This is a genomic window from Flavobacterium sp. LPB0248 (assembly GCF_013388355.1).
Taxonomy (GTDB): domain Bacteria; phylum Bacteroidota; class Bacteroidia; order Flavobacteriales; family Flavobacteriaceae; genus Flavobacterium.
In genome coordinates, this window is sequence record NZ_CP058246.1 from 396,167 (window position 1) to 415,486 (window position 19,320).

Annotated in this window: 14 protein-coding genes and 1 pseudogene; 9 read left to right on the top strand and 6 right to left on the bottom strand. The window is 33.3% G+C overall.

The window, feature by feature from the left end:
* Nucleotides 1-56 precede the first annotated feature (56 nt).
* From LPB248_RS01510 to LPB248_RS01525, 4 genes are all read right to left on the bottom strand, one after another.
* Nucleotides 57-6,209, bottom strand: coding sequence for a M4 family metallopeptidase (locus tag LPB248_RS01510; RefSeq protein WP_177209846.1), 6,153 nt, complete (start codon nucleotides 6,207-6,209; stop codon nucleotides 57-59).
* A gap of 386 nt (nucleotides 6,210-6,595) precedes the next feature.
* Complete coding sequence (locus LPB248_RS01515) at nucleotides 6,596-8,221, bottom strand: tetratricopeptide repeat protein (RefSeq protein ID WP_177209847.1); 1,626 nt, start codon at nucleotides 8,219-8,221, stop codon at nucleotides 6,596-6,598.
* A gap of 100 nt (nucleotides 8,222-8,321) precedes the next feature.
* Nucleotides 8,322-9,233, bottom strand: a complete 912-nt coding sequence (locus LPB248_RS01520; protein WP_177209848.1) for a YybH family protein — start codon at nucleotides 9,231-9,233, stop codon at nucleotides 8,322-8,324.
* Nucleotides 9,234-9,446: 213 nt separating this feature from the next.
* On the bottom strand, nucleotides 9,447-10,526 hold the full coding sequence (locus tag LPB248_RS01525; RefSeq protein ID WP_255463051.1) for an NAD(P)H-dependent flavin oxidoreductase: 1,080 nt from the start codon (nucleotides 10,524-10,526) through the stop codon (nucleotides 9,447-9,449).
* A gap of 228 nt (nucleotides 10,527-10,754) precedes the next feature.
* On the opposite strand from LPB248_RS01525, the gene LPB248_RS01530 reads away from it, so the two are divergent.
* The 3 genes from LPB248_RS01530 to LPB248_RS01540 all read left to right on the top strand — a co-directional run bounded on the left by LPB248_RS01530 (nucleotide 10,755) and on the right by LPB248_RS01540 (nucleotide 12,442).
* Nucleotides 10,755-11,348 (top strand): hypothetical protein, encoded by a 594-nt coding sequence (locus LPB248_RS01530; protein ID WP_177209850.1) that lies wholly within the window; start codon nucleotides 10,755-10,757, stop codon nucleotides 11,346-11,348.
* 126 nt (nucleotides 11,349-11,474) lie between these two features.
* Nucleotides 11,475-11,960 (top strand): GNAT family N-acetyltransferase, encoded by a 486-nt coding sequence (locus LPB248_RS01535; protein ID WP_177209851.1) that lies wholly within the window; start codon nucleotides 11,475-11,477, stop codon nucleotides 11,958-11,960.
* Between the two features lie 2 nt (nucleotides 11,961-11,962).
* A complete protein-coding gene (locus LPB248_RS01540; RefSeq protein ID WP_177209852.1) occupies nucleotides 11,963-12,442 on the top strand; it encodes a MarR family winged helix-turn-helix transcriptional regulator in 480 nt (159 codons plus the stop codon).
* On the opposite strand, the gene LPB248_RS01545 is transcribed toward LPB248_RS01540, so the two are convergent.
* A complete protein-coding gene (locus LPB248_RS01545; RefSeq protein ID WP_255462989.1) occupies nucleotides 12,439-12,795 on the bottom strand; it encodes a winged helix-turn-helix transcriptional regulator in 357 nt (118 codons plus the stop codon). The two genes, LPB248_RS01540 and LPB248_RS01545, sit on opposite strands and share 4 nt — an antisense overlap.
* A 108-nt stretch (nucleotides 12,796-12,903) precedes the next feature.
* Here LPB248_RS01545 and LPB248_RS01550 point away from each other — a divergent pair, with 108 nt between their 5' ends.
* From LPB248_RS01550 to LPB248_RS01560, 3 genes and pseudogenes are all read left to right on the top strand, one after another.
* Nucleotides 12,904-13,536 (top strand): nitroreductase family protein, encoded by a 633-nt coding sequence (locus tag LPB248_RS01550; protein WP_177209853.1) that lies wholly within the window; start codon nucleotides 12,904-12,906, stop codon nucleotides 13,534-13,536.
* A 269-nt stretch (nucleotides 13,537-13,805) separates the two neighbouring features.
* Entirely contained in the window at nucleotides 13,806-14,183 is a 378-nt protein-coding gene (locus LPB248_RS01555) for a hypothetical protein (RefSeq protein ID WP_177209854.1), read from the top strand.
* Nucleotides 14,184-14,468: 285 nt separating this feature from the next.
* A pseudogene (locus LPB248_RS01560) lies at nucleotides 14,469-14,927 on the top strand (transposase); the annotation flags it as partial.
* Nucleotides 14,928-15,119: 192 nt separating this feature from the next.
* Here the strand turns inward: LPB248_RS01560 and LPB248_RS01565 are convergent.
* The gene (locus LPB248_RS01565; protein WP_177209856.1) at nucleotides 15,120-15,638 is read right to left on the bottom strand and encodes a hypothetical protein; all 519 of its coding nucleotides are present in this window, start codon (nucleotides 15,636-15,638) and stop codon (nucleotides 15,120-15,122) included.
* A gap of 310 nt (nucleotides 15,639-15,948) precedes the next feature.
* Between LPB248_RS01565 and LPB248_RS01570 the strand changes: the two genes are divergently transcribed.
* From LPB248_RS01570 to LPB248_RS01580, 3 genes are all read left to right on the top strand, one after another.
* Nucleotides 15,949-16,707: a helix-turn-helix domain-containing protein gene (locus tag LPB248_RS01570; RefSeq protein ID WP_177209857.1), complete on the top strand. Its 759-nt coding sequence runs from the start codon at nucleotides 15,949-15,951 to the stop codon at nucleotides 16,705-16,707.
* A 30-nt stretch (nucleotides 16,708-16,737) separates the two neighbouring features.
* A complete protein-coding gene (locus tag LPB248_RS01575) occupies nucleotides 16,738-17,940 on the top strand; it encodes an FAD-dependent oxidoreductase (RefSeq protein WP_177209858.1) in 1,203 nt (400 codons plus the stop codon).
* Nucleotides 17,941-18,050: 110 nt separating this feature from the next.
* Nucleotides 18,051-19,118: a BamA/TamA family outer membrane protein gene (locus tag LPB248_RS01580; RefSeq protein ID WP_177209859.1), complete on the top strand. Its 1,068-nt coding sequence runs from the start codon at nucleotides 18,051-18,053 to the stop codon at nucleotides 19,116-19,118.
* The last annotated feature ends 202 nt before the right edge of the window (nucleotides 19,119-19,320 follow it).

Here is a 19,320-nt window from a genome sequence, read left to right on the forward strand (position 1 = left end):
TTTGTTTTTTAGAAGGGCAGTTCTACGCGAGAACTGCCGTTTCTATCTGTAATTTGTTACTTTTTAATAATCTTAGCCGTGTACTTTTTACCTTGTACAGTACAATCTAGAATATAAACTCCGGTTGTAAGCTGACTTACATTTACGCTTGACGGAACAGCAGAATAGGTTTTACTCCAAACTGCATTACCTTCCATAGAATAAATTTTCATCTCTGCTTGACCTTCTGCTTTTTCAGCCAAGAAGATATTTACATTGTCTGCCGCTGGATTTGGAAACACTCTGAAAGAGTTTGTCAGTTTTCCAATAAGAAGACCTTTAGAATCAATTGGAGCCGACATACTTGTACAGCCATGTGCATTAGTTACTTGAAGACTATAGCTTCCTTCCCAAATTGTAGAAACCATTTTTTCGGTTGCATTTGGCAAAGGTTTTCCGTTCAAATACCATTGGTAACCAGCCGCATCAGCAGAAGCAGTTATTTTGTTTCCTTCTAATGCCTGAATTTCTGGAACTGTATTCTCAAGAACATTGATCGTTGTAATGAAAATTTTACCTAATCCATGTTCGTTGTAAACCGTTACGTAATATTCACCGCTTTCTGTTGTAGTGAAAGTCGGATCTGTAGAACCATCAAACCATTCATAAGCAGCATAATTCCCTGGATTTAAAACTACTTCAGGTCCGCATACATCACCGCTTGGAAGATCAGAGTCGAAAGTGTCAAATGTTACTGTTACTTTTTCTGTTATCGTACATCCGTTTTCAAGAACCGCCGTAACAATATAATCGCCCGGTTTAGTCACTTCAATATCGCTCGTTGTTTCTCCAGTATTCCATTTGTATGAAACTGCATCAAGCTCTTTAATCAGTAAATTGGTTTGAGCATTAATGTAAACACTTTTACCTGCATAACCGTGAATCAAAGCATTATCAAATAATTTGAAATCACCAGAAACCCCTTGGTAGTAATAGTTTTCGATAGTATTATTTTGATCAACAATATCACCTTCCAATTTGGCTGTAAAATTAAACACATGCGAATCTCCCATATCGTCTAATTTTGGCTGTTTTTTGAAGATATATTCGATACTCTCTCCAACAGGAATTCCTGCTTCTACTGTTTCTGAAATAGTTTCAGAAGTATTTACATATTGTATTTCTACCTGAACTGTATTTTCTTTGATTGCAACCTGACCTTCATTAGTCAATCTAACTTTATACTCTTGACTTCCGCAAACATCTTTTGGCGATAAAATCTGCATAGCAACGTCTGTAATCTCTTCGTTGAAGATTTTTAAATCGTCTAAAACCATATAAGAATACCCTGCCGCTTTTGCATGTCTAAAACGGAACATTACCGATTTACCTTTGTATTTACTGATATTCAATGATGCTCGTTTCCAATCTGCATCTGCATACATGCCTTCTTTATTTCTTCTCCAAAGTTCTGTCCATTCTCCACCGGCAACTTTGATGTCTACTAAGAAAATATCATTTGCATTACTCTGCATTGCATAATAAAACTCTACGGCAGAAGCTTTTTCAGACAATTTATACATTGGTGAAATTAATTCGCCATAATAAGACAATCCTTCTAACTGGCTATAAAGCAATGTTTTTGCTGTATCCCCAGTATGATCTTTTTTAGGAACAGTTAAGTTCACATTATCAGGAGTAGTTACAGCTCTCCAAGGATAATTATCATCGCTTTGGCTTGAAACAAATCCTTTTTGTCCCAATAATGAACCAGCTGGCAGATTTGAAAAAGTTTCAACACTTAATTCTGGAGCGTTTGCAGCAACTTGGAAAGAACCTTTTACCACCTGAGCCTGATCTTTTGGTTCATCTGCCGTAAATGCTTTTAAAGCAATTTCATAATTTCCTGCAGCCAATTTCGGTAAACCATCAATTTTATAGGTAATGGTCTGACCCACTAATATTTCATCATTTTTTTCTAAAGAAACTGGTGCTCCAATGGCAGTTCCGTTTTGAGAAATCTGATACTCAACTGTAACTTTATTAATTGGTTTATAAGCTGAATTTCTAGCGCTTACTACAAATTCGTGTGAAGCTGAATCTTCGTATACATTTTCTGCAACACTTAGATTTGACAGCCTTACATTCGATTTTGTTTCTTTAATTTCAATGTTATCTACTGCAAAACCATTTGCAAAATATCCATTATCATTATGTACAAATGCTACCATTACACAAGATTTTCCTGCATACTCAGTCAAATCTACACCATATTCCCACCAAGCTCCATAATAAGGCATGTGGAATACTTCTTTCCAAGTTTCACCACCATCAGTACTTACTTTTACATATCCATCTGAAAGGTGCTGACCATCACCAAAGCCGTCAAAAGTTAAGTGTGCTGTTTTGTAATTTGTTAAGTCAAATACAGGCGAAACCAACATATCATTTCCTTCATCACAATTACATTTATCATCGTTACTCGCCATGAACTTCGTATGATCATCAATAAACCAGCCCGGAGAACCTAAATCTGCACGCACACCGTGATTCCATCCTGCAGAACCATTATTTTCATACGTTCTCCAGCCCTTGTATTTACTATCGTCTTCAAAGTCCATTTTATAAGGAAGAACAGAAACTTTTAAGTCTTCATTATTCCAATTATCATACGTAAAGGTCAAAGCATTATTACCTTGTTTTACATCCTTAGTCATATCTTCTGGGAAAACAGAAACCGAAATAGTATGCGTTCCAACAGTCTTTAAACTAATATTTGGAGTAGAAAAACTAATAGTATCCTTAAATTTTGTAAAGTTTAAAGTTGTTAATTCTGTTTTAGAGAAAACTTCATTTTTAGCCGCATCTAGAATTTTAGTTGTAACATTTACACGCTGACTTGTTGTTGGAAAATTGTTACTGATTTTACTAACTATTGTTACATTATTATTATCTACAGTACATTTTCCTGCTTCTAGTTTTGATGATAACAATGCCAAATCGTAAGGCGCATCGCTCACTTTAATATTGTCAACAAACCCTCCTAAGAAACCATCATTATAATCGTCTGTTTTGATACGAAAACGAACTGCTACTTTTTTTCCTGCCAAGTCGTTTAAACGCATTTGATAAGGATCTTTTTTAAGAACCGTATTTACTCCTGTAAACCATGGTCCACCAAATGATTCATATTCATCATAATGCACAGTTTGCGGATAATTAATATTTTCTACTTTTTTCCAGTTTTTACCTTTATCCTCTGAATATTCAACAATTAATCCGTCATATCCAGCATGGAACAAATAATACAAATCGAATTCAATGTACGGCGAAGCTACATTCGTAAAGTCAAATATTGGAGATTCTAATACAAAATCAGAATTAAGAGCCATTCTTTCATTTGATCTAAAGTCTACTGTTGCCCAATTGTATTGTGATTTTATATCTCTAAAAGATCCTGGATAGTTTTGAAACACAAACTTTTGATTTACATCATTTAATGACCTTGTATTCCATCCTCCAGGTGTTCTTTCAAAACCTTCACTGTAAGGAAGCTGAGTTACAATACCACTGTAAGCGGCATTCAAAACACTGTTGTTGGTTGTAACTGGATCTTGAGCCAATGTTACATATCCTTCATAAGTATGCAAGCCAAGTCCAGATAAATCGAAAGTACTATCAAAAGCAATTGTCATTTCTGAATTTCCTTTGAAATCTGCGGCTAAAGTAACGTCTTTCCAAACGGTTGTACTTCCAGGAGCTGTATCAGCATATCCTACTTTTAGCACAGTTCCTGCTGGAATAGCTGCGCAACCTAAATTAAAAATTGTAATTGATGACTGATAACTTGAAGAAAGCGCATCTCCAGTATAGTAAGGCATGCTTAATGCGGTCGCTTTAAGATCGTAATCTTTTTGAGCCGTTGGAACAACTACTTGTGAAATAAAGGTATATCCTTCTTTTGCTCCAAATTCTGCGATCGGATTTAAATCTATTTTTACTTCTACATAATTTATTGCTCCTCCTGTTTGGTACGGAATTTTACTTTTTAAAGCAAGCGTAGCTTCTTCACCTGGTTTTAAATCTTTTCCAAAAGCAGTTGTACCATCATAAGTATAAAAAGTAATCATTCTTCCTAGAGCGCTTGCCATTGCTCTCAATTTGAAGTTTAAATTTTCATCTGCTTTAATGACAGTGCTTCCTGTATTTTTAATTTTCACATAAAAAGGTTCTTCTCCTTTTAAAGGACCGCAAGGAACAGATGGATTTTCATAAGAAACCAAAAGCACTTGTTTATCTCCATACGCAGGTCCTACGCCAATTGCATACCAAGCATTTGTAACTTGTTTGTATTCTTCAGAACCTAATCCATATAAATCTTCAGTTGCCAATAAACTTGCCTGACGCATTGCCATAAAGTTCGAAGACGGCGATAAATATTCGGTAAGCGTAGCATAAGCAATTTTTTCTGCTTTCTCAAGACCAATTGCTTTTACACTATAGCTATTATTTAAATCATTAACTCCATTGCCACCTTCAACTAGAAGATAATACCAATAATTGGTGATTCCGCTATTTTGATGCACTCCACCATTGTCGTCTTGGATGTTTGCTGGATTAGTCCAAAATTCACCTGCATAAGTATCAGGCTGTCCAGCTGCTTTTGGGTTAGACATGCTTCTTAAACTTCCGTGTTTGTACAATTCATCACCCAGCATCCAGATATCATTTTTAGAATCTTTTCCAGCATAAAGCTCAATCGAAATTCCAAAAATATCACTGAAAGATTCGTTCATCGCTCCAGATTCTCCCTGATAAATCAATCCAGCAGAAAACTGCGTTACAGCATGTGTCATTTCGTGACCTGTAATTGCTAAACTTACAAAAGGCTGCTTATCTCCATCACCAAACTGTGCCCATCCACCTGTCCAAGAAGCATTTTGAACATTGGTTCCTAAATGCGCTAGTCCAAAAATGGTCATTCCTTCATTATCAACACTATTGCGATCAAATTTTTCTTCGTAATAGTTCAAAGTCTTTTGTAACCCCCAATGAATATCTATTGCTACTTCATCGTGATCTTTATTATATAAATCATTCCAGTTATTATCTTCATCGATATATTCTGTAAGCACTTCATCAGATGCGTGCTCGGCATGATTCATGTTTAAAGTATAAATAGGCACTTTATATTTTCCTTCTAAAGTTTCCAACTTATAACCTTCCCTATATTGAGTGGTTCCAAAAGTAACATCTCCAGAAAATCTCGCTTTTCCTTTACCGATAGCTGCTCTTCCATCAGCAACAGATGCAGAAGACAAACGAAGATCTCTGTTTAAATCAATTTTTAGAATGATTTTTCCAGTATTTGCATCTACATAAATTGTCTGGCTTGACTGTGGATTTGTAGCAAAAACATCAAATTTCCAAGCCAAATAGTATTCTTTTAATTCTGAAGAAAAATTTGGGCCTACATAAACTAATTCTCCTTGAGGTTTTGTGCTTATTTTTTTATGAACTAATGGCGAAAGCTTTTTACTCTGCCAAACATATTCTTTTGCATTTACCTCTCTTAAAGCATTCTCTAATCCTTGCGAAGCACTTACTTTGTAATTGCTGTTTGTTGGAAGCTTTTTAGAAGTTTCACCAAAAGCATCAATTTTAGTTTTATTTTCTCTAACCTTGTAAATTGCGCCTTCTACAGGAACAGAATTGTGCAGTTGCTGATAAGTTGCCAGCTTTCTGCCATGTTTTTCTGAAACCGATTTCAACTGCATTTTGTCTGCATTCGACAGTTCAAAATCTTCTTTCCTAACTTCAAACACGTTTCGTAATGTCAAATTAGAAGATTTGGCAAAAGATCTCACTTTAGTGCTATCTGAAGCAACCTGAATAGTTCTAGCCGTTGCTGAACTCTGATTTGAACTCAAAAGCTTTTGGCTTTCCTTCATTCTTTTATTGACAGCGTCACTTTCTTCCTGCGAAAGTGTTATGCCATTTACACTTTTCTGAGTTAAAAAAGGATTAACATTATCTTCTTGATTGAGGGTTGGATCAGAAGCTTTCTTAAAAACTTGATCATTTTTCTGATTTGCGCCAGACGATCCTAATGTCGTCTGCACATTTGCGGTTTTGTTCTTTGGCAAAGGAGACTGAGCCATTCCAGCAGAATAGGTCAGTAAACCTAACAAAAGAAACAAATACCTCGGTTTAGGGTAAATCTGGTTCATTCTTTTTAATTTAAAATTAGTATTAAGGCTTCGAGTTAATAGCGCAAAAGCTTTTACAGAAAACCACATAGGCAATTTCCTTAGAATCAATTTGGCGGTTGATTCTTAGAATTTGTTTTTGTTATTTTTTGTAGAATTTTTAAGAGAGCGCTCTTCTTAGTTTTGGTTTCTTCTAAAAGTTCTTCTAAACTTTTATTAGGTTCTTCTTTTTTTGTGGTATTCATCAAACGTATTTATTGCAATCGTCTGGTAAAAATAGAATGGGGATTCTTTGCTCAAAAAAAAAGGACTAATGCAAAAACACTCACGGGTAAAAAAGGAGCACTTATTAAGCACTCATTTTAAAATAAAATAAACTATACCAATTAGTTACAGTAAAAATTATTTTAAATGGATTCTGCCTTAAAACTGTTTAAATAAGTGGAAAGATTAACTTTTTCGTTGGTTAAATCGAACTTTTTACGCAATCTGGTTCGCGCATTTTCTATCGATTTAAACGATTGTCCTGTAATTTGAGAAATTTCTTTTGTAGTTAAATCTAAATAAAGCAGTGCGCAAAGTCGACGCTCTTTTGGGGTAAGACTTGGGTAATCGATAGTTAGTTTATCAAAGAAAGATTTATGAACCTGCTCGAAACTGATTTCAAATTCTTTCCAGATATCTGTATTCAAATCTTTCTCCAGACGCTTTAAAACAATATCAATTGCCTGCTGCAATTCTTTGTTAGGCGTTTTGAGTTTGATCATTTTAAGATCGGTCAAGATTTCATTAATATTATCAGTACGGTGAATTTCAGCCATAGCTTTTCCAACCAAAACCATATTTTTAGCCTCTAGACTTTGGTTGAGCTCCTGCTGCTTTGCTCTTAATTTCTCTTGTTCGAGCTGGTTTTTGATGTGTTTATTGCGATATTTAATCAGTAAAATAATGAGAACCAAGATTCCGACAATCAATATTAACCCAACTACATAATACTTAAATCTTGTTTTCTCTTCTACCAATGTTCTTATCTGGCTTCTTACTTTATAATCTTGCTCTAGTTTAAGCCTCTCCAGATTTACCGCTTTTTGTTCGATATTAATGCTGTCGCTTATTTTATTGTATTGTTGAAAATAATACACTGCATTTTTATAATCTCCTTTACTCAAATAGGCATCATAAAGCATTTTGTTCAAACGCATGCTCGAAAAACCAAATAGATTTTCTTTGGAATATTCTAACGACTTTTTTGCGTTTAGAATGACTTCATCTAGTTTTTTTTCTTGCAATTTATATTCAGAAAACGATTCGAAAACAAAGGCTTTTAATGAATTATCGATAGGAGTATCTATTAATGAAAAAGCTTTTTCAAAATATAAATCAGCATTTTTTTTATCTTTTTTTAAACTATAAGCCCTAGCCAAATTGGTGTATACATAAACCGTTAAGGTATAGTTTTTCAGTTTTTTTGCAATTGCATCGGCTTTATGATAATAATGCAACGAAGAATCTAAACTTTTACCGAGATAAGCTGTACCAATATTGTTTAAGATTTTTACTAGTTTATCTGGCTTATTCTTAGCTTTCTCATAACGATATACATTCAGGAAATATTTAAGCGCTTTTTCTTGGTTATTGGTTTTTCCATAAATAATAGCAAGACTATTTTCTACCTGAACAATTTCATCTTCAATATTATTGCTTTTATAAATTTCATAAGCCTTTAAATAATATTGTAAGGTAATATCAAAGACATCTTTTGAACTATAAATTCCTCCTGCAGATAAATAAACTTTAGCCAAAGCTAAATCGGCTTTGTCTACTTTTTTTGCCTCTGTTTCAGCAAGCTCTATATATTTTATGGCTCTGTCCCAATCAGTATCCTTAAGTTTGGAAGCGATTTTTAGGGCTAAGTCAACCTTTTTCTCGTGGCTGTCAGTAATATTTAGACTATCAATCCATTCTTTTGTTGAAGATTGCGGATAAATATAAAAAGTAGTGAAAATAAAAAATATGCAAAGTAATCGACCCATCGTGTATAAAAATCATAAAGATGGATTCAAAATTATATAAAATTACTAGCATTTAATAATAAATAGAAGAAATAAACCATATCATGAAAAAACTAAAAAGTTAATCATGATTTACGATTTGGCGAAAAAGCAGTAGTGCTCCATCATTATTTTTTTTCCAAACGTTCATGCTTTTACCTTTTACATTTCCGTGATTTTCGCCGTCATGCCAATCTACACTATAAAAACCAAACTCTATAATTGCTGTTCTAGCATAGATAATTCCAGAAGTTAGAATCGAAATCTTATCAATACTTAAAGTTCCTGGTTTTTCATGTTCGGTAAAATAGTCTGTAATTTCCTTTTCACCAGAAAGAATCGGAGTATAATATGTCAGGTACATGGCATCTGGCATAAACATTTTGGCATGTTCTGCTCCTTGCCTATTTTGAACAAAATCTTTAATAGCCTTATTTTGTTCTTTAATCTCTGATGCTAATTTGTCTGACACACTATATTCTTCCGTTTTTGGAACAGAACTGTCGTTAATATCAGGAATATTTTTGTCATCAAAATAACTTGTAGAGCCCCATATTTCAGTAGCAATTGTTAAAGGAAGACTTCTTTGCGAAGGTTTTTTCCATAAAACCGCATATTTTCCAATATATGAGAACGGATTTTGTTCGGTTAGATTTAAGGTTTCATCAAAAGTTCCAATTTCCAGAATATAGTTTCCAAAATCTTGCAATTCCAGAATTTTTCTCTCGAAAGAAGCAATTTTTGCCTGAGTCAGCCATTGCTTGTAAAAATCTTCAATCGCTTTTCTGCCCACTCGCTGTCTACTATGCTCTGGCATAAATATGGTTTGATCGGTATAAGCATTTACCAAATCGCCCCTACTTCCTTTTATAAAAGCGCTGGCAAATGAAGAATTGTACTCTTCAATTTGTTTTTTAATAACCGAATCGATTTTATTTCCCTGAGCAAAAGCACTGAATGCAAAAAGGAAAAAGATAAAACTTAACCTATTCATATTTGGGCTTATTTAATTGAACAACTAATATACAAAATATTATTATTCAATAACTTACAAATAAAATAGATACAAAAAGAACTCCAATTAATTATTTTTCATTCTTTAAATAATTTAAAAAAAGTCACAAATCTTTGTCGAGTTTCTCGTGAAGATTTCTCCTTCGTCGAAATGACAAATAGTACGATTTTGAATCATTTCTAAACTAAAATTTCAGACAAAGCTTTCTGTTTCTTCTATTAAGTTTCGGATGATAATTTCAGTGGAAACTTCACTATAACTGCCAATTGACTGTCCCGCCCAAATACTAACAAAATCAGTCTTTTGTTCCAGTTTTGCTGTTTTTCTCAACTCCGCAGTCAGCTTATTTTGATACGGATACGGCAACACAAATTCAGAATTTTCAATTTCTTTTATAAAAGCATTTCGAATACCGCGCGCGTATCTTCCTGTAAAACTTTTGGTTAATACAATTTCATTTTCTTTTAAATTTCTAAGACGGTGCTTTTCAAAATCCTGCAAGGCACTTTCAGCAGATCCTAAAAGCAAACTTCCAATCTGGAAACCATCTGCGCCTAAAGTTTTAGATGCTAGCAACGTTTTTGCGTTATAAATTCCACCAGCATAAATAACGGGGGTATTTACCGTTTCGGTTACTTGCGAAAGTAGTGATAATCCTCCAATCTGCGGAATGGTTTCTTCTATAAAACTTCCGCGATGGCCTCCTGCTTCAATACCTTGTACACAAATAATATCAATACCGTTATTTTCTAATGCAATAGCCTCTTGAACCGACGTACAGGTTCCAATTAAAAGCACTTTATTTTCTTTTAAAGTCAAAATACTTTCGTTATCCAAATTTCCAAAAGTAAAACTCACGATATTGCAGTTTTCCAATACTATAGCTTCAATCTGATTGTGATAATCAGTGAGTTTGATTTCGTTTATATTTGGAAAATCGGCTTTAATTCCTGTTTTCTCAGCAAACTTTTCCAAATGATTTTTCGTTTTAGCATAATCAGCTTCCAATTTTGGTGTAATTGGATCTATTGTATGGACAAAAATATTTACGGCAAAAGGTTTATTGGTTAATTTCTTTGTAGTCCTAATTAATTCAATACATTTTTCTGCGGGAAGATCACCTAATGCCAATGATCCCAAAACTCCAGCGTTACTTGCAGCCGCAACCATTTCTGGAGTTGTAACGCCTAACATTGGCGCTTGTATTATCGGATAATCCGTTTTAAATAAATCGGTCAGAACATTTTTCCATTCCATGATATTTGATTTTATTGTTTGAAGAGAATCTTTTAAAAGATAGAATCTTCAAAACTTCAAGAGAACATAAAGATAAGTCAGTTTCAGCAGAAAATATTAGATTTTTACTCGCAAAGAAGTTAATTTTTCGACAAAAAAATCTTAACGATGCAATATTTGGTTTCATAAAATGTTTATATATAAAAGATTATGATGCATCTAATTTTTTTAATCAATACCACACAAGATTAATAGTATAAAAACATGAAAAAAATATTTTTTATAATTGCCTTTGCTTCCTTTTCACTGCATAGTTTTGCTCAAGAACTTGATAATAAATTCAAATCGATTCCGGCAAAAAAATCTCCAGTAAAAGAAGTTATTCCGCCAGCAGAAGCTGCTCCGAAAGAAAATCCGCCAGCGCCTATAGAAAAGCCTGCACCATTACAGGTTAATCCAGACGAATTATTTAAAAACACAAATCTTTATAAGCCAGAAGCTAATGTTGAAGGGATATTTTATAGAAGAAATCAATTCTTAGGCAATTTCAACACAACTGCAGTAACTTCTACTATAATGTACCGTGATGCCGCTTTTGTAGACGGCGATAAAATAAAAGTATATTTGAACGATAAAGTTATTGAGCCTGAAGTCTTTTTAAACGGAGATTTTAAAAGCGTCAAAATCAATTTGGAAAAAGGAATTAATAAAATTGATATCGAAGCTTTAAACGAAGGTTTTGCTTCTCCAAATACAGCCGAATTCAAGGTTTATGATGATAAAGGCCAGGTTATTTCGTCAAGCGAATGGAATGTTGGAACGGGATATAAAGCTGTTATTGTATTAGTTAAAGAATAAAATCAGAAATAAAAAATTGTAATAAATCATAAAAAACACTTAAAACTGCTAAGTTCGGCAGTTTTTTTCTTGCATATATGTAGTCAACTACGTAGTTTTGTACTGTTATTTAATTTTTGAAATACCATGCAGATTCAGCCAATACAAAATGAGTACGAAAACCAGATCGTAGATTTAATCTTAAACATTCAGCAAAAGGAATTTAATGTTCCTATTACTCTAGAAGATCAGCCCGATTTACAGGATATTGCAAACTTTTACTATAAGCCAGGCGGGATTTTTCTGGGTGCGTTTATAGACGAAAAACTTGTTGGAACGATTGCTTTGGTAAAGTTTAATGCCAAAGCTGGAGCCATCAGAAAAATGTTTGTAAAAAAAGAGTTTAGAGGAAAAGAATTTAATATTGCCCAACAGTTATTAGAACAGTTAGTAAAATACAGTGAAGAAAACGGAATTAAAGACTTATATTTAGGAACGGTTACTATTTTGCAGGCAGCATTGCGTTTTTACGAAAGGAACAATTTTGTTACTATACCAAAGGAAACGCTTCCGGTAGATTTTCCGTTAATGAAACCTGATAATGTTTTTTGTCATTTAAAATTAAATCCATAGCAATGAATATAATTGACGAAATTGGCATTTTGGCCATATCAACTCGCTTGCAGCGCTTGAGCGAACAATTGCGCAAAGACGGTGCACAGATTTATAGTTATTTCAATATAGATTTTGAACCGAAATGGTTCCCCGTAATCTACACCTTGCATATAAAAGAAATGCTGAGTGTGGTCGAAATTGCCAGCGAAATTGGTTATAGCCATCCTTCAACCATCAGTTTATTAAAGGAATTAGAAAAAGAAAAACTTATCAGTTCTAAAAAAGACAAACAAGACGAACGCAAAAGATTGATTATCTTAACTGTAAAAGGAAAAGAATTGGTTTCTAAAATGCAACCGGTTTGGACGATTATGGCCAAAGCTTTAAACGAAATTACCAATCCTCAAAATAACCTTCTTCGAGCAATTGAAGAAGCAGAAGATAATTTGACGCGCCAAAGCTTTTTTCAAAAAGCAATTGAACTAAAAGACAAAGACTAATCTTTTCCTGTAATTTTCTTTCTATGGTTGTGTCCCCACTTTGCTAGAGAATCTATCACTTCTTTTAAAGTATGTCCATATTCTGTTAACTTATACTCAACTGTAACGGGCTGTGTATTTAGAACAGTTCTTGTAACCAATTGATTTTCTTCTAGATTTTTTAATTCCCTGCTAAGCATTTTTCCAGAAATGCCTTCCACTTCTCTTAATAAGTCGGTAAACCTCAATGTATTGAAGCATAACGATGCTATAATAGAAATTTTCCATCTTCCGTTTAAAATATACATGGCGTCGTGTACTGCCATAATATGCTGATTGCAAGATTTTTTATCGTGTATTGGTTCTTTTATCATGTTCTATTAGTAAGTTACCTCGATGTTACAGTTACTTTTGGTAATCAGATGACAAAAATACACTTAAGTTTTTTTACATTTGAATACAATTTTAATCAATTAAAAAAAATGGCCTTAATAGATGCACTAAAGTGGCGTTACGCTACAAAAAAAATGAACGGACAAGCGGTTCCGCAAGAAAAAGTAGATTATATTCTTGAAGCTGCAAAGCTAGCTCCTTCTTCTTCTGGTTTACAGCCTTATAAAATCTTTGTTATTACAAACCAAGAAGTTAAAGAAAAACTTAGAGCGGTAAGTTTCGACCAAAGCCAAGTTACTGATGCTTCTCACGTTTTGGTTTGGGCTGCATGGGATGGTTATAATTTAGAGAAAATTTCTGCTGTATTTGACAAAACAATTGCTGAAAGAGGAATTCCTGCTGATGCAATGGACGAGTACAAACAAAGACTTTGGGGAATGTACGAACCTCTTGGACAAGAATGGCATGCTAACCATGCTGCAAAACAAGCTTATATTTCGTTTGGTATTGCAATTGCTGCTGCTGCCGAACAGCAAGTAGATTCAACTCCAATGGAAGGATTTATTCCTGCTGAAGTAGATAAACTTTTAGGTTTAGGCGAACTTGGTCTAAAAAGCGTTTTAATTTTACCTCTTGGTTATAGAGATGATGCAAATGACTGGTTGGTAAATCTTAAAAAAGTAAGAACTGCTCAAGAAGAATTTATAACAGAAATCAAGTAAAAAATTAATTTTTGCTTAAATAAAAATGCTTTTGGAATGGCACGACCGTGCTTTTTCAGAAGCATTTTCAGTTTAAATATTTCATTTTCAAAACAAAAACAAACTCAGTTTGCAAGAATAAAAAACGGGTTTTAGAACGCTAATATTATTTTTTAATTATTGTATAAAAAAAGGTACGCAATACGGATAATTAAATAATATTGTATCCCTAATTTTGCTTTTATCCAAAACAATTCAATCTTATTTACAACATTTAAAATTCTAACATTATGTCTGATTTTTTAACGCAATTTGGGGAAGACCTAAAAAAGAACGTCCCAGGTTTTATTGCCGTTTCGGTAGCTGAAATCGCGAGCGGTATGTCCTATTATTCTCAGTCTGTTGTCGCAGATTTTGATCCAGAATTGGCATCTGCATACAACCTTGAAGTAGTTAAAGCAAAAATGAATGCTATTAAAGCTCTAGGATTAAAGGGTCAGGTTATTGATAATATCATGATCACCTTAAGTTCTCAAATTCACATTATTGATGTTTCTGATAATCAGGAATATTTTATTTACTTAGCGGTAGACTCAACTAAAGCTAATTTAGGTATGACAAAATCTATCCTTAATAAGTATAAAAAAGAAATCGCAGCTAAATTATAACACAATTTTGCCCCTGATAAAAAGGAATATTCAGCTCTTGAATGTTCCTTTTTATTTTTTAGACCTATTTTAAAATCTGTCGCTCCTCTGGAGCTTTATATTCTTTACGCTATTTCCTTCCATAAATATATCGCCTAACTGAGGCTCTTCTAAAATAGAAACAATCTTTTTCTAGAAATACACCTATTCAAGAAATCACAAAAAACCTTTCTATTTTTATATAAATTGTTATTCGGTTCTGTTAAAATAATCTATATTTCGAAATGTTAACAAGGAACTGTATAAATGGAATTACGCGCTTATTTCGAAAAATATTCTGATGAAGCAACCTGTATTGAAGAGCTCAAAAACAAACGTTTAGAAAATGGTCTTTTATGCAGGAAATGCGGACATGACGTACATTCTTTCAGACAAAATGATTTAAAATTTCAATGCCGAAAATGCGGCAGCCGCACTAGTCTTCGTTCTGGAACTGTAATGGAAAATTCTAATCTTCCTATTCGATATTGGATGATCTGCATTGAATTGATGACGCTTTCGCACAGAAAAATGTCAATTCTTAAAATTCAATATTTACTTGGACATAAAAGATACGAACCAATCTGGCTGATGGTTCAGAAAATACGTCTGGTAATGAGAATTAGAGATGAGAAATATCGATTAAGAGCTTACTCCGAATTTGACCCCGAATTTCTTCAGAAAATAGATAAACTTGCCATGCAGAAAAAAAAGCAAAAGCTGAATGATGGTGAGATGTGAAATGTGAAATGTGAAACGTGAGATGTGAGATGAAAAAACTTTTGAATAAAAAAGCCACAGATTACAAGATTAAAATGATTTTAAATCAGCGCTAATCCTGTAATCTGTGGCTCTATAATTCTATTGTTACAATTGCTTTGGAAAAATTTACAATTAACCATTCACAATTCACAATTATTATTTCTTTTTATTCTTTTTCGCTTTAGATCTTTTTGCTTTGTTTTTAGCGATCTTTTTTGCTTTAGCTTTTTCTTTAGCTTTTTTAGCTTTTGCTTTCTTTTTAGCTTTAGCTTTTAGTTTTGCTTTTTTAGCTTTCTCTTTCTTTTTGTCTTTTGCTTTTTCTTTTTTCTTAGCAACAGCTTTTTTCTTTTTCTCTTTTTTCTCTTTTTCCTTTTCTTTTTCTTTCATTTTTTTACTCTTTTTAGATTTTGGCTGATTTTCGTTTTCTTCAGATGTTTCTTCTTCAGCCTCAGATGAAATTTCTTCTATTTGTGATGATTCTTGCACTATTTCCTCAACTGCATTATCCTCTTTTTCTGCTACTTTTTTTGGAGCTCTTTTAGGTTTTGGTTTTACTTCCGGAGTTTCAGCAGATTCTAGAACTGGAGCCTCTTTTTGCTCGATTTCGTCATTTGAAATAACCGAAACAGCTTCTGCCTCCTGATTGATTTCATCAACAAGTATTTCTTTTGCCATTATTCTGTTAATTTTAAGAAATTGATTAAATTTATTTTTAATTAAACTAATTTTTAATGTTATTAAATCATTAAATTAACATCAAAAAATAATAAACAAAGATAGATTGAAAAAGACATTCGCCAATGTTAAGTTTTTCATTGCAAGAAAAAACCACCTCTAAGATACTAAAAAACAACAACTTACCCAATGTTAAGTTTTTTATCACACTTTTTATCAAATTACAAAGTCTCTTATAAGCTTTCTATGAGCGATACTTTTAATAGAAATAAAGTACATTTTGTTTAATTTCACTTTAAAATTTGATAAAATGCATCACGATTTATCCTATCAATACATCAAACCCAACAAAAACCTTTCAGATTTTGTGGATAGTTTTTGGTGTATGGAAAATAAATCGGGTGAAACACTGGAAACAATTGGCCTTCCCGACGGACGAATTGATTTATCACTTATAAAAACAGCTGAAAATCCTTTTCAAATCAGACTTCTGGGTTTAGGAACGCAGCAATATGAAAAAGGAATAATTCCTGCTAACAGCTTAACGTTTGTTATTAGTTTTAAACTTCTTGCAGCCGAATATATTTTTCATGAAAGCATTGCAGATCTTATAAATTCTGGAAAAATACTGGAGTCTGGCTTTTGGGATTTCGAAGAAAGTGATCTGGAAAATTTTGAATTGTTCTGCGAAAAAGCTGCTTCAAAAATCAACTCCTTATTAATAAAGGAAGTTGATAGCCGAAAGCAAAAGCTATTCCACCTTATTTATGAAACTCATGGAGCAATGACTGTAAAAGAATTATCGGAACAATCTAACTGGAGCAGCCGTCAGATTAATAGGTATTTTAATCAGTATTTTGGAATTTCGTTGAAAGGGTATTGTTCGATTCTTCGTTTTCGCGCTTCATTGGAGCATATTGCAAAAGGGAAATTGTTTCCTGAAGAGAATTTTTCTGATCAGACTCATTTTATTAAAGAAGTTAAGAAAATATCGGGCTCACTTCCAAAGGAACTTTTTCAAAACAAAAACGACCGATTTATACTATTATCAGCTCTTTCATCACAATAATTTTGCAACATAGATTTTAAATAGAAAACTATGTTACTTAAAAATAAGAAAGTCGCTATTATTGGCGGCGGAATGGGCGGTTTAATTTTAGCCCGTCTTTTACAGCTGCAAAATATTAATGTTGAAGTTTACGAAAGAGACCTCAACTCAGAAGTACGTGTTCAAGGTTCTCCTTTAGACTTACACGAGGATTCGGGTTTAAAAGCCATGAAGGAAGCTAATTTATTGACTGAATTCTATCAAAACATTCGCCCGAATGCCAGCAAAGCTCGAATTGTGAATCAGAATTTTGAATTAAAATTTGACGAACATGCTATTCAGAAAGGCGTTTCTCATACAAACTCAGAAAGCAATCAAGATTCGCTTCAAGCCATTTCAAAACCGCGTCCAGAAATAGATCGTTCGGTTCTTCGCAATATTTTATTGAATTCTCTCCTACCCGAAAGCATTGTTTGGGACAGTCAATTTATTTCTATGGAAAAAGAAAATGAAGGCTGGAGACTATATTTCAAAAACGGAACAACTGTTTATGCCGATCTGGTTATTGCCGCAGATGGTGCAAATTCTAAAGTACGTCCTTATATAAGCATAGAAAAGCCCATTTATTCGGGAATCACGATGATTGAAGGTACTATTTATAATGCAAGAGAAAATGCTCCAAATCTTTTTGAGTTTTCCAAAGGCGGAAAAGTTCTTGCCCTCGGAAAGGAACAAACCATTATGTACGGTACAAAAGGAGACGGTTCATTAATGTTTTTACTTAGCAGCAAGATTCCTGAAAATTGGATCATCGAAAATGATTTGGATTTTAAAGACAATCAGAAAATTTTTGAGTGGTTTAAAGAAGTTTACCAGGATTGGAGCACAGAATGGCATGAACTTTTTAAAAGTAATGATCTGTATTTTACACCTCGCCCGCAATACTATTTCCCGCAAGATCAATCTTGGCAAACAAAAGAAAACATCACCATGATTGGAGATGCAGCGCATAGAATGCCTCCTTTTGCGGGAAAAGGTGCCAATTTGGCCATGCTTGATGCTTTGGAATTGGCAGAATCTTTAACCAGTAATCCATTTTCTGATATAAAAACTGCTATTTCATACTTTGAAAAACGAATGCTAAAAAGAGCGGCAAAGGCTTTAGAGGATACTTTAAATAATGGCAAACAGCTGCATTCTAAAGATGCTCTGGAAAGATTGCTTGTAATATTTAACCGACAGAACAAAACTTAATTATTTTTATTTCAAACACTTACATTTTTTACTTAAATTTACAAGTATCGGAAAAGCGTAATTTTAAGTAATTATACGCCAATATAAGTTTCACCAAACAAATTTATACAATGAGGCATCTTCTACTCCTATTCTTTTTTACAGCTTTTATATCTTCTTGTTTCGGTCAAAAAATTAAAGATTCTGTTACCGAAAAACCTAAAGAAAAGAAAATTGAATTAAGGGTAATGCCATATTTGAGTTATAACAGAAATCTTGATTTTATGTTTGGGGTTATTCCAATGGCGATGTATAAAGTCAATCACAACGATACTATTTCTCCTAAATCATTGTCTGGAATGTCGGCCATTTATACGACCAATAAATCTTATGTTTTGGCTTTCTTTAATAGATGGTATTTAAAAGAAGACAAATGGCGTTTCAAACTTTTCTTTTTTACAGGAAATCAGAATTCTCAATTTTATGTTGATGATGTAGATCAGCCTGATTTTTATGATTATGGAACCAAAACAACTATTTTAGGCATTGGTGGACAGCGGAAAATTGTTGGGAAATTTTATGGAGGTCTATCGTATACCTATTCCCATTACAACACAGTATATCAAGATAATATTTCTCCATCGTCGGTTTCACATAGTAATGCCTTAGTTGTAAACTTATTATATGATACTAGAGATGCCGTTTATTATCCAACAACAGGATATAAAATTAAATTGGACTGGTCTACTTATCCCGATTTTTTAGACAATGATCTGGCATCTAACAGAATATCCTTTCAAGCCAATAGATATATTCCAACTAGAGATAAAAAAGATGTCATCGCAGTTCGTGCTTTTGGCAAATTTGGACTTGGAAATGTCGCTTTTGAACAGCAAAGCACAATTGGAGGAACAGATATTCGCGGTTATTCTGAAGGAAAATATAGAGGTGCAGGATTAATGGATATTCAAGGCGAATACCGATACAACTTTGGACAGAAAATGGGATTGGTTGGCTTTTTTGGTATTGCCACTATTTATGGTTCGGACACTCCAAGCTTTGATTGGAAAATGTATCCTGGTGGTGGTGTTGGATATCGATACAATCCATTCAAAAAATCAAAATTCAATGTTGGTTTAGACGGTGCGGTTGGTAAAGGAGATTGGGGAGTTTATTTTAGAATTGGTGAAGCTTTTTAATTTTCAGGAAAAGATTAAAACGAAGGGCTGTCTTAAAAAGGCAGCCCTTTCTTATTTATATCATATCACATTCTTCATCTCTTTTCTAAGTCTTTTTTGATAGTTTAAAAACTAAATTTGATTAAAATATTTCACTCTACTCAAACTTTTTTGTAAAAATAAGACTAAGTCCACTATTACAGTAAACGCTTACTGACGCTAT

Excerpts from the sequence above, each read along its gene's own strand:
- LPB248_RS01510 (WP_177209846.1), bottom strand. The coding sequence starts at position 6,209 with ATGAACCAGATTTACCCTAAACCGAGGTATTTGTTTCTTTTGTTAGGT.
- LPB248_RS01515 (WP_177209847.1), bottom strand. The coding sequence starts at position 8,221 with ATGGGTCGATTACTTTGCATATTTTTTATTTTCACTACTTTTTATATT.
- LPB248_RS01520 (WP_177209848.1), bottom strand. The coding sequence starts at position 9,233 with ATGAATAGGTTAAGTTTTATCTTTTTCCTTTTTGCATTCAGTGCTTTT.
- LPB248_RS01530 (WP_177209850.1), top strand. The coding sequence starts at position 10,755 with ATGAAAAAAATATTTTTTATAATTGCCTTTGCTTCCTTTTCACTGCAT.
- LPB248_RS01535 (WP_177209851.1), top strand. The coding sequence starts at position 11,475 with ATGCAGATTCAGCCAATACAAAATGAGTACGAAAACCAGATCGTAGAT.
- LPB248_RS01540 (WP_177209852.1), top strand. The coding sequence starts at position 11,963 with ATGAATATAATTGACGAAATTGGCATTTTGGCCATATCAACTCGCTTG.
- LPB248_RS01545 (WP_255462989.1), bottom strand. The coding sequence starts at position 12,795 with ATGATAAAAGAACCAATACACGATAAAAAATCTTGCAATCAGCATATT.
- LPB248_RS01550 (WP_177209853.1), top strand. The coding sequence starts at position 12,904 with ATGGCCTTAATAGATGCACTAAAGTGGCGTTACGCTACAAAAAAAATG.
- LPB248_RS01555 (WP_177209854.1), top strand. The coding sequence starts at position 13,806 with ATGTCTGATTTTTTAACGCAATTTGGGGAAGACCTAAAAAAGAACGTC.
- LPB248_RS01565 (WP_177209856.1), bottom strand. The coding sequence starts at position 15,638 with ATGGCAAAAGAAATACTTGTTGATGAAATCAATCAGGAGGCAGAAGCT.
- LPB248_RS01570 (WP_177209857.1), top strand. The coding sequence starts at position 15,949 with ATGCATCACGATTTATCCTATCAATACATCAAACCCAACAAAAACCTT.
- LPB248_RS01575 (WP_177209858.1), top strand. The coding sequence starts at position 16,738 with ATGTTACTTAAAAATAAGAAAGTCGCTATTATTGGCGGCGGAATGGGC.
- LPB248_RS01580 (WP_177209859.1), top strand. The coding sequence starts at position 18,051 with ATGAGGCATCTTCTACTCCTATTCTTTTTTACAGCTTTTATATCTTCT.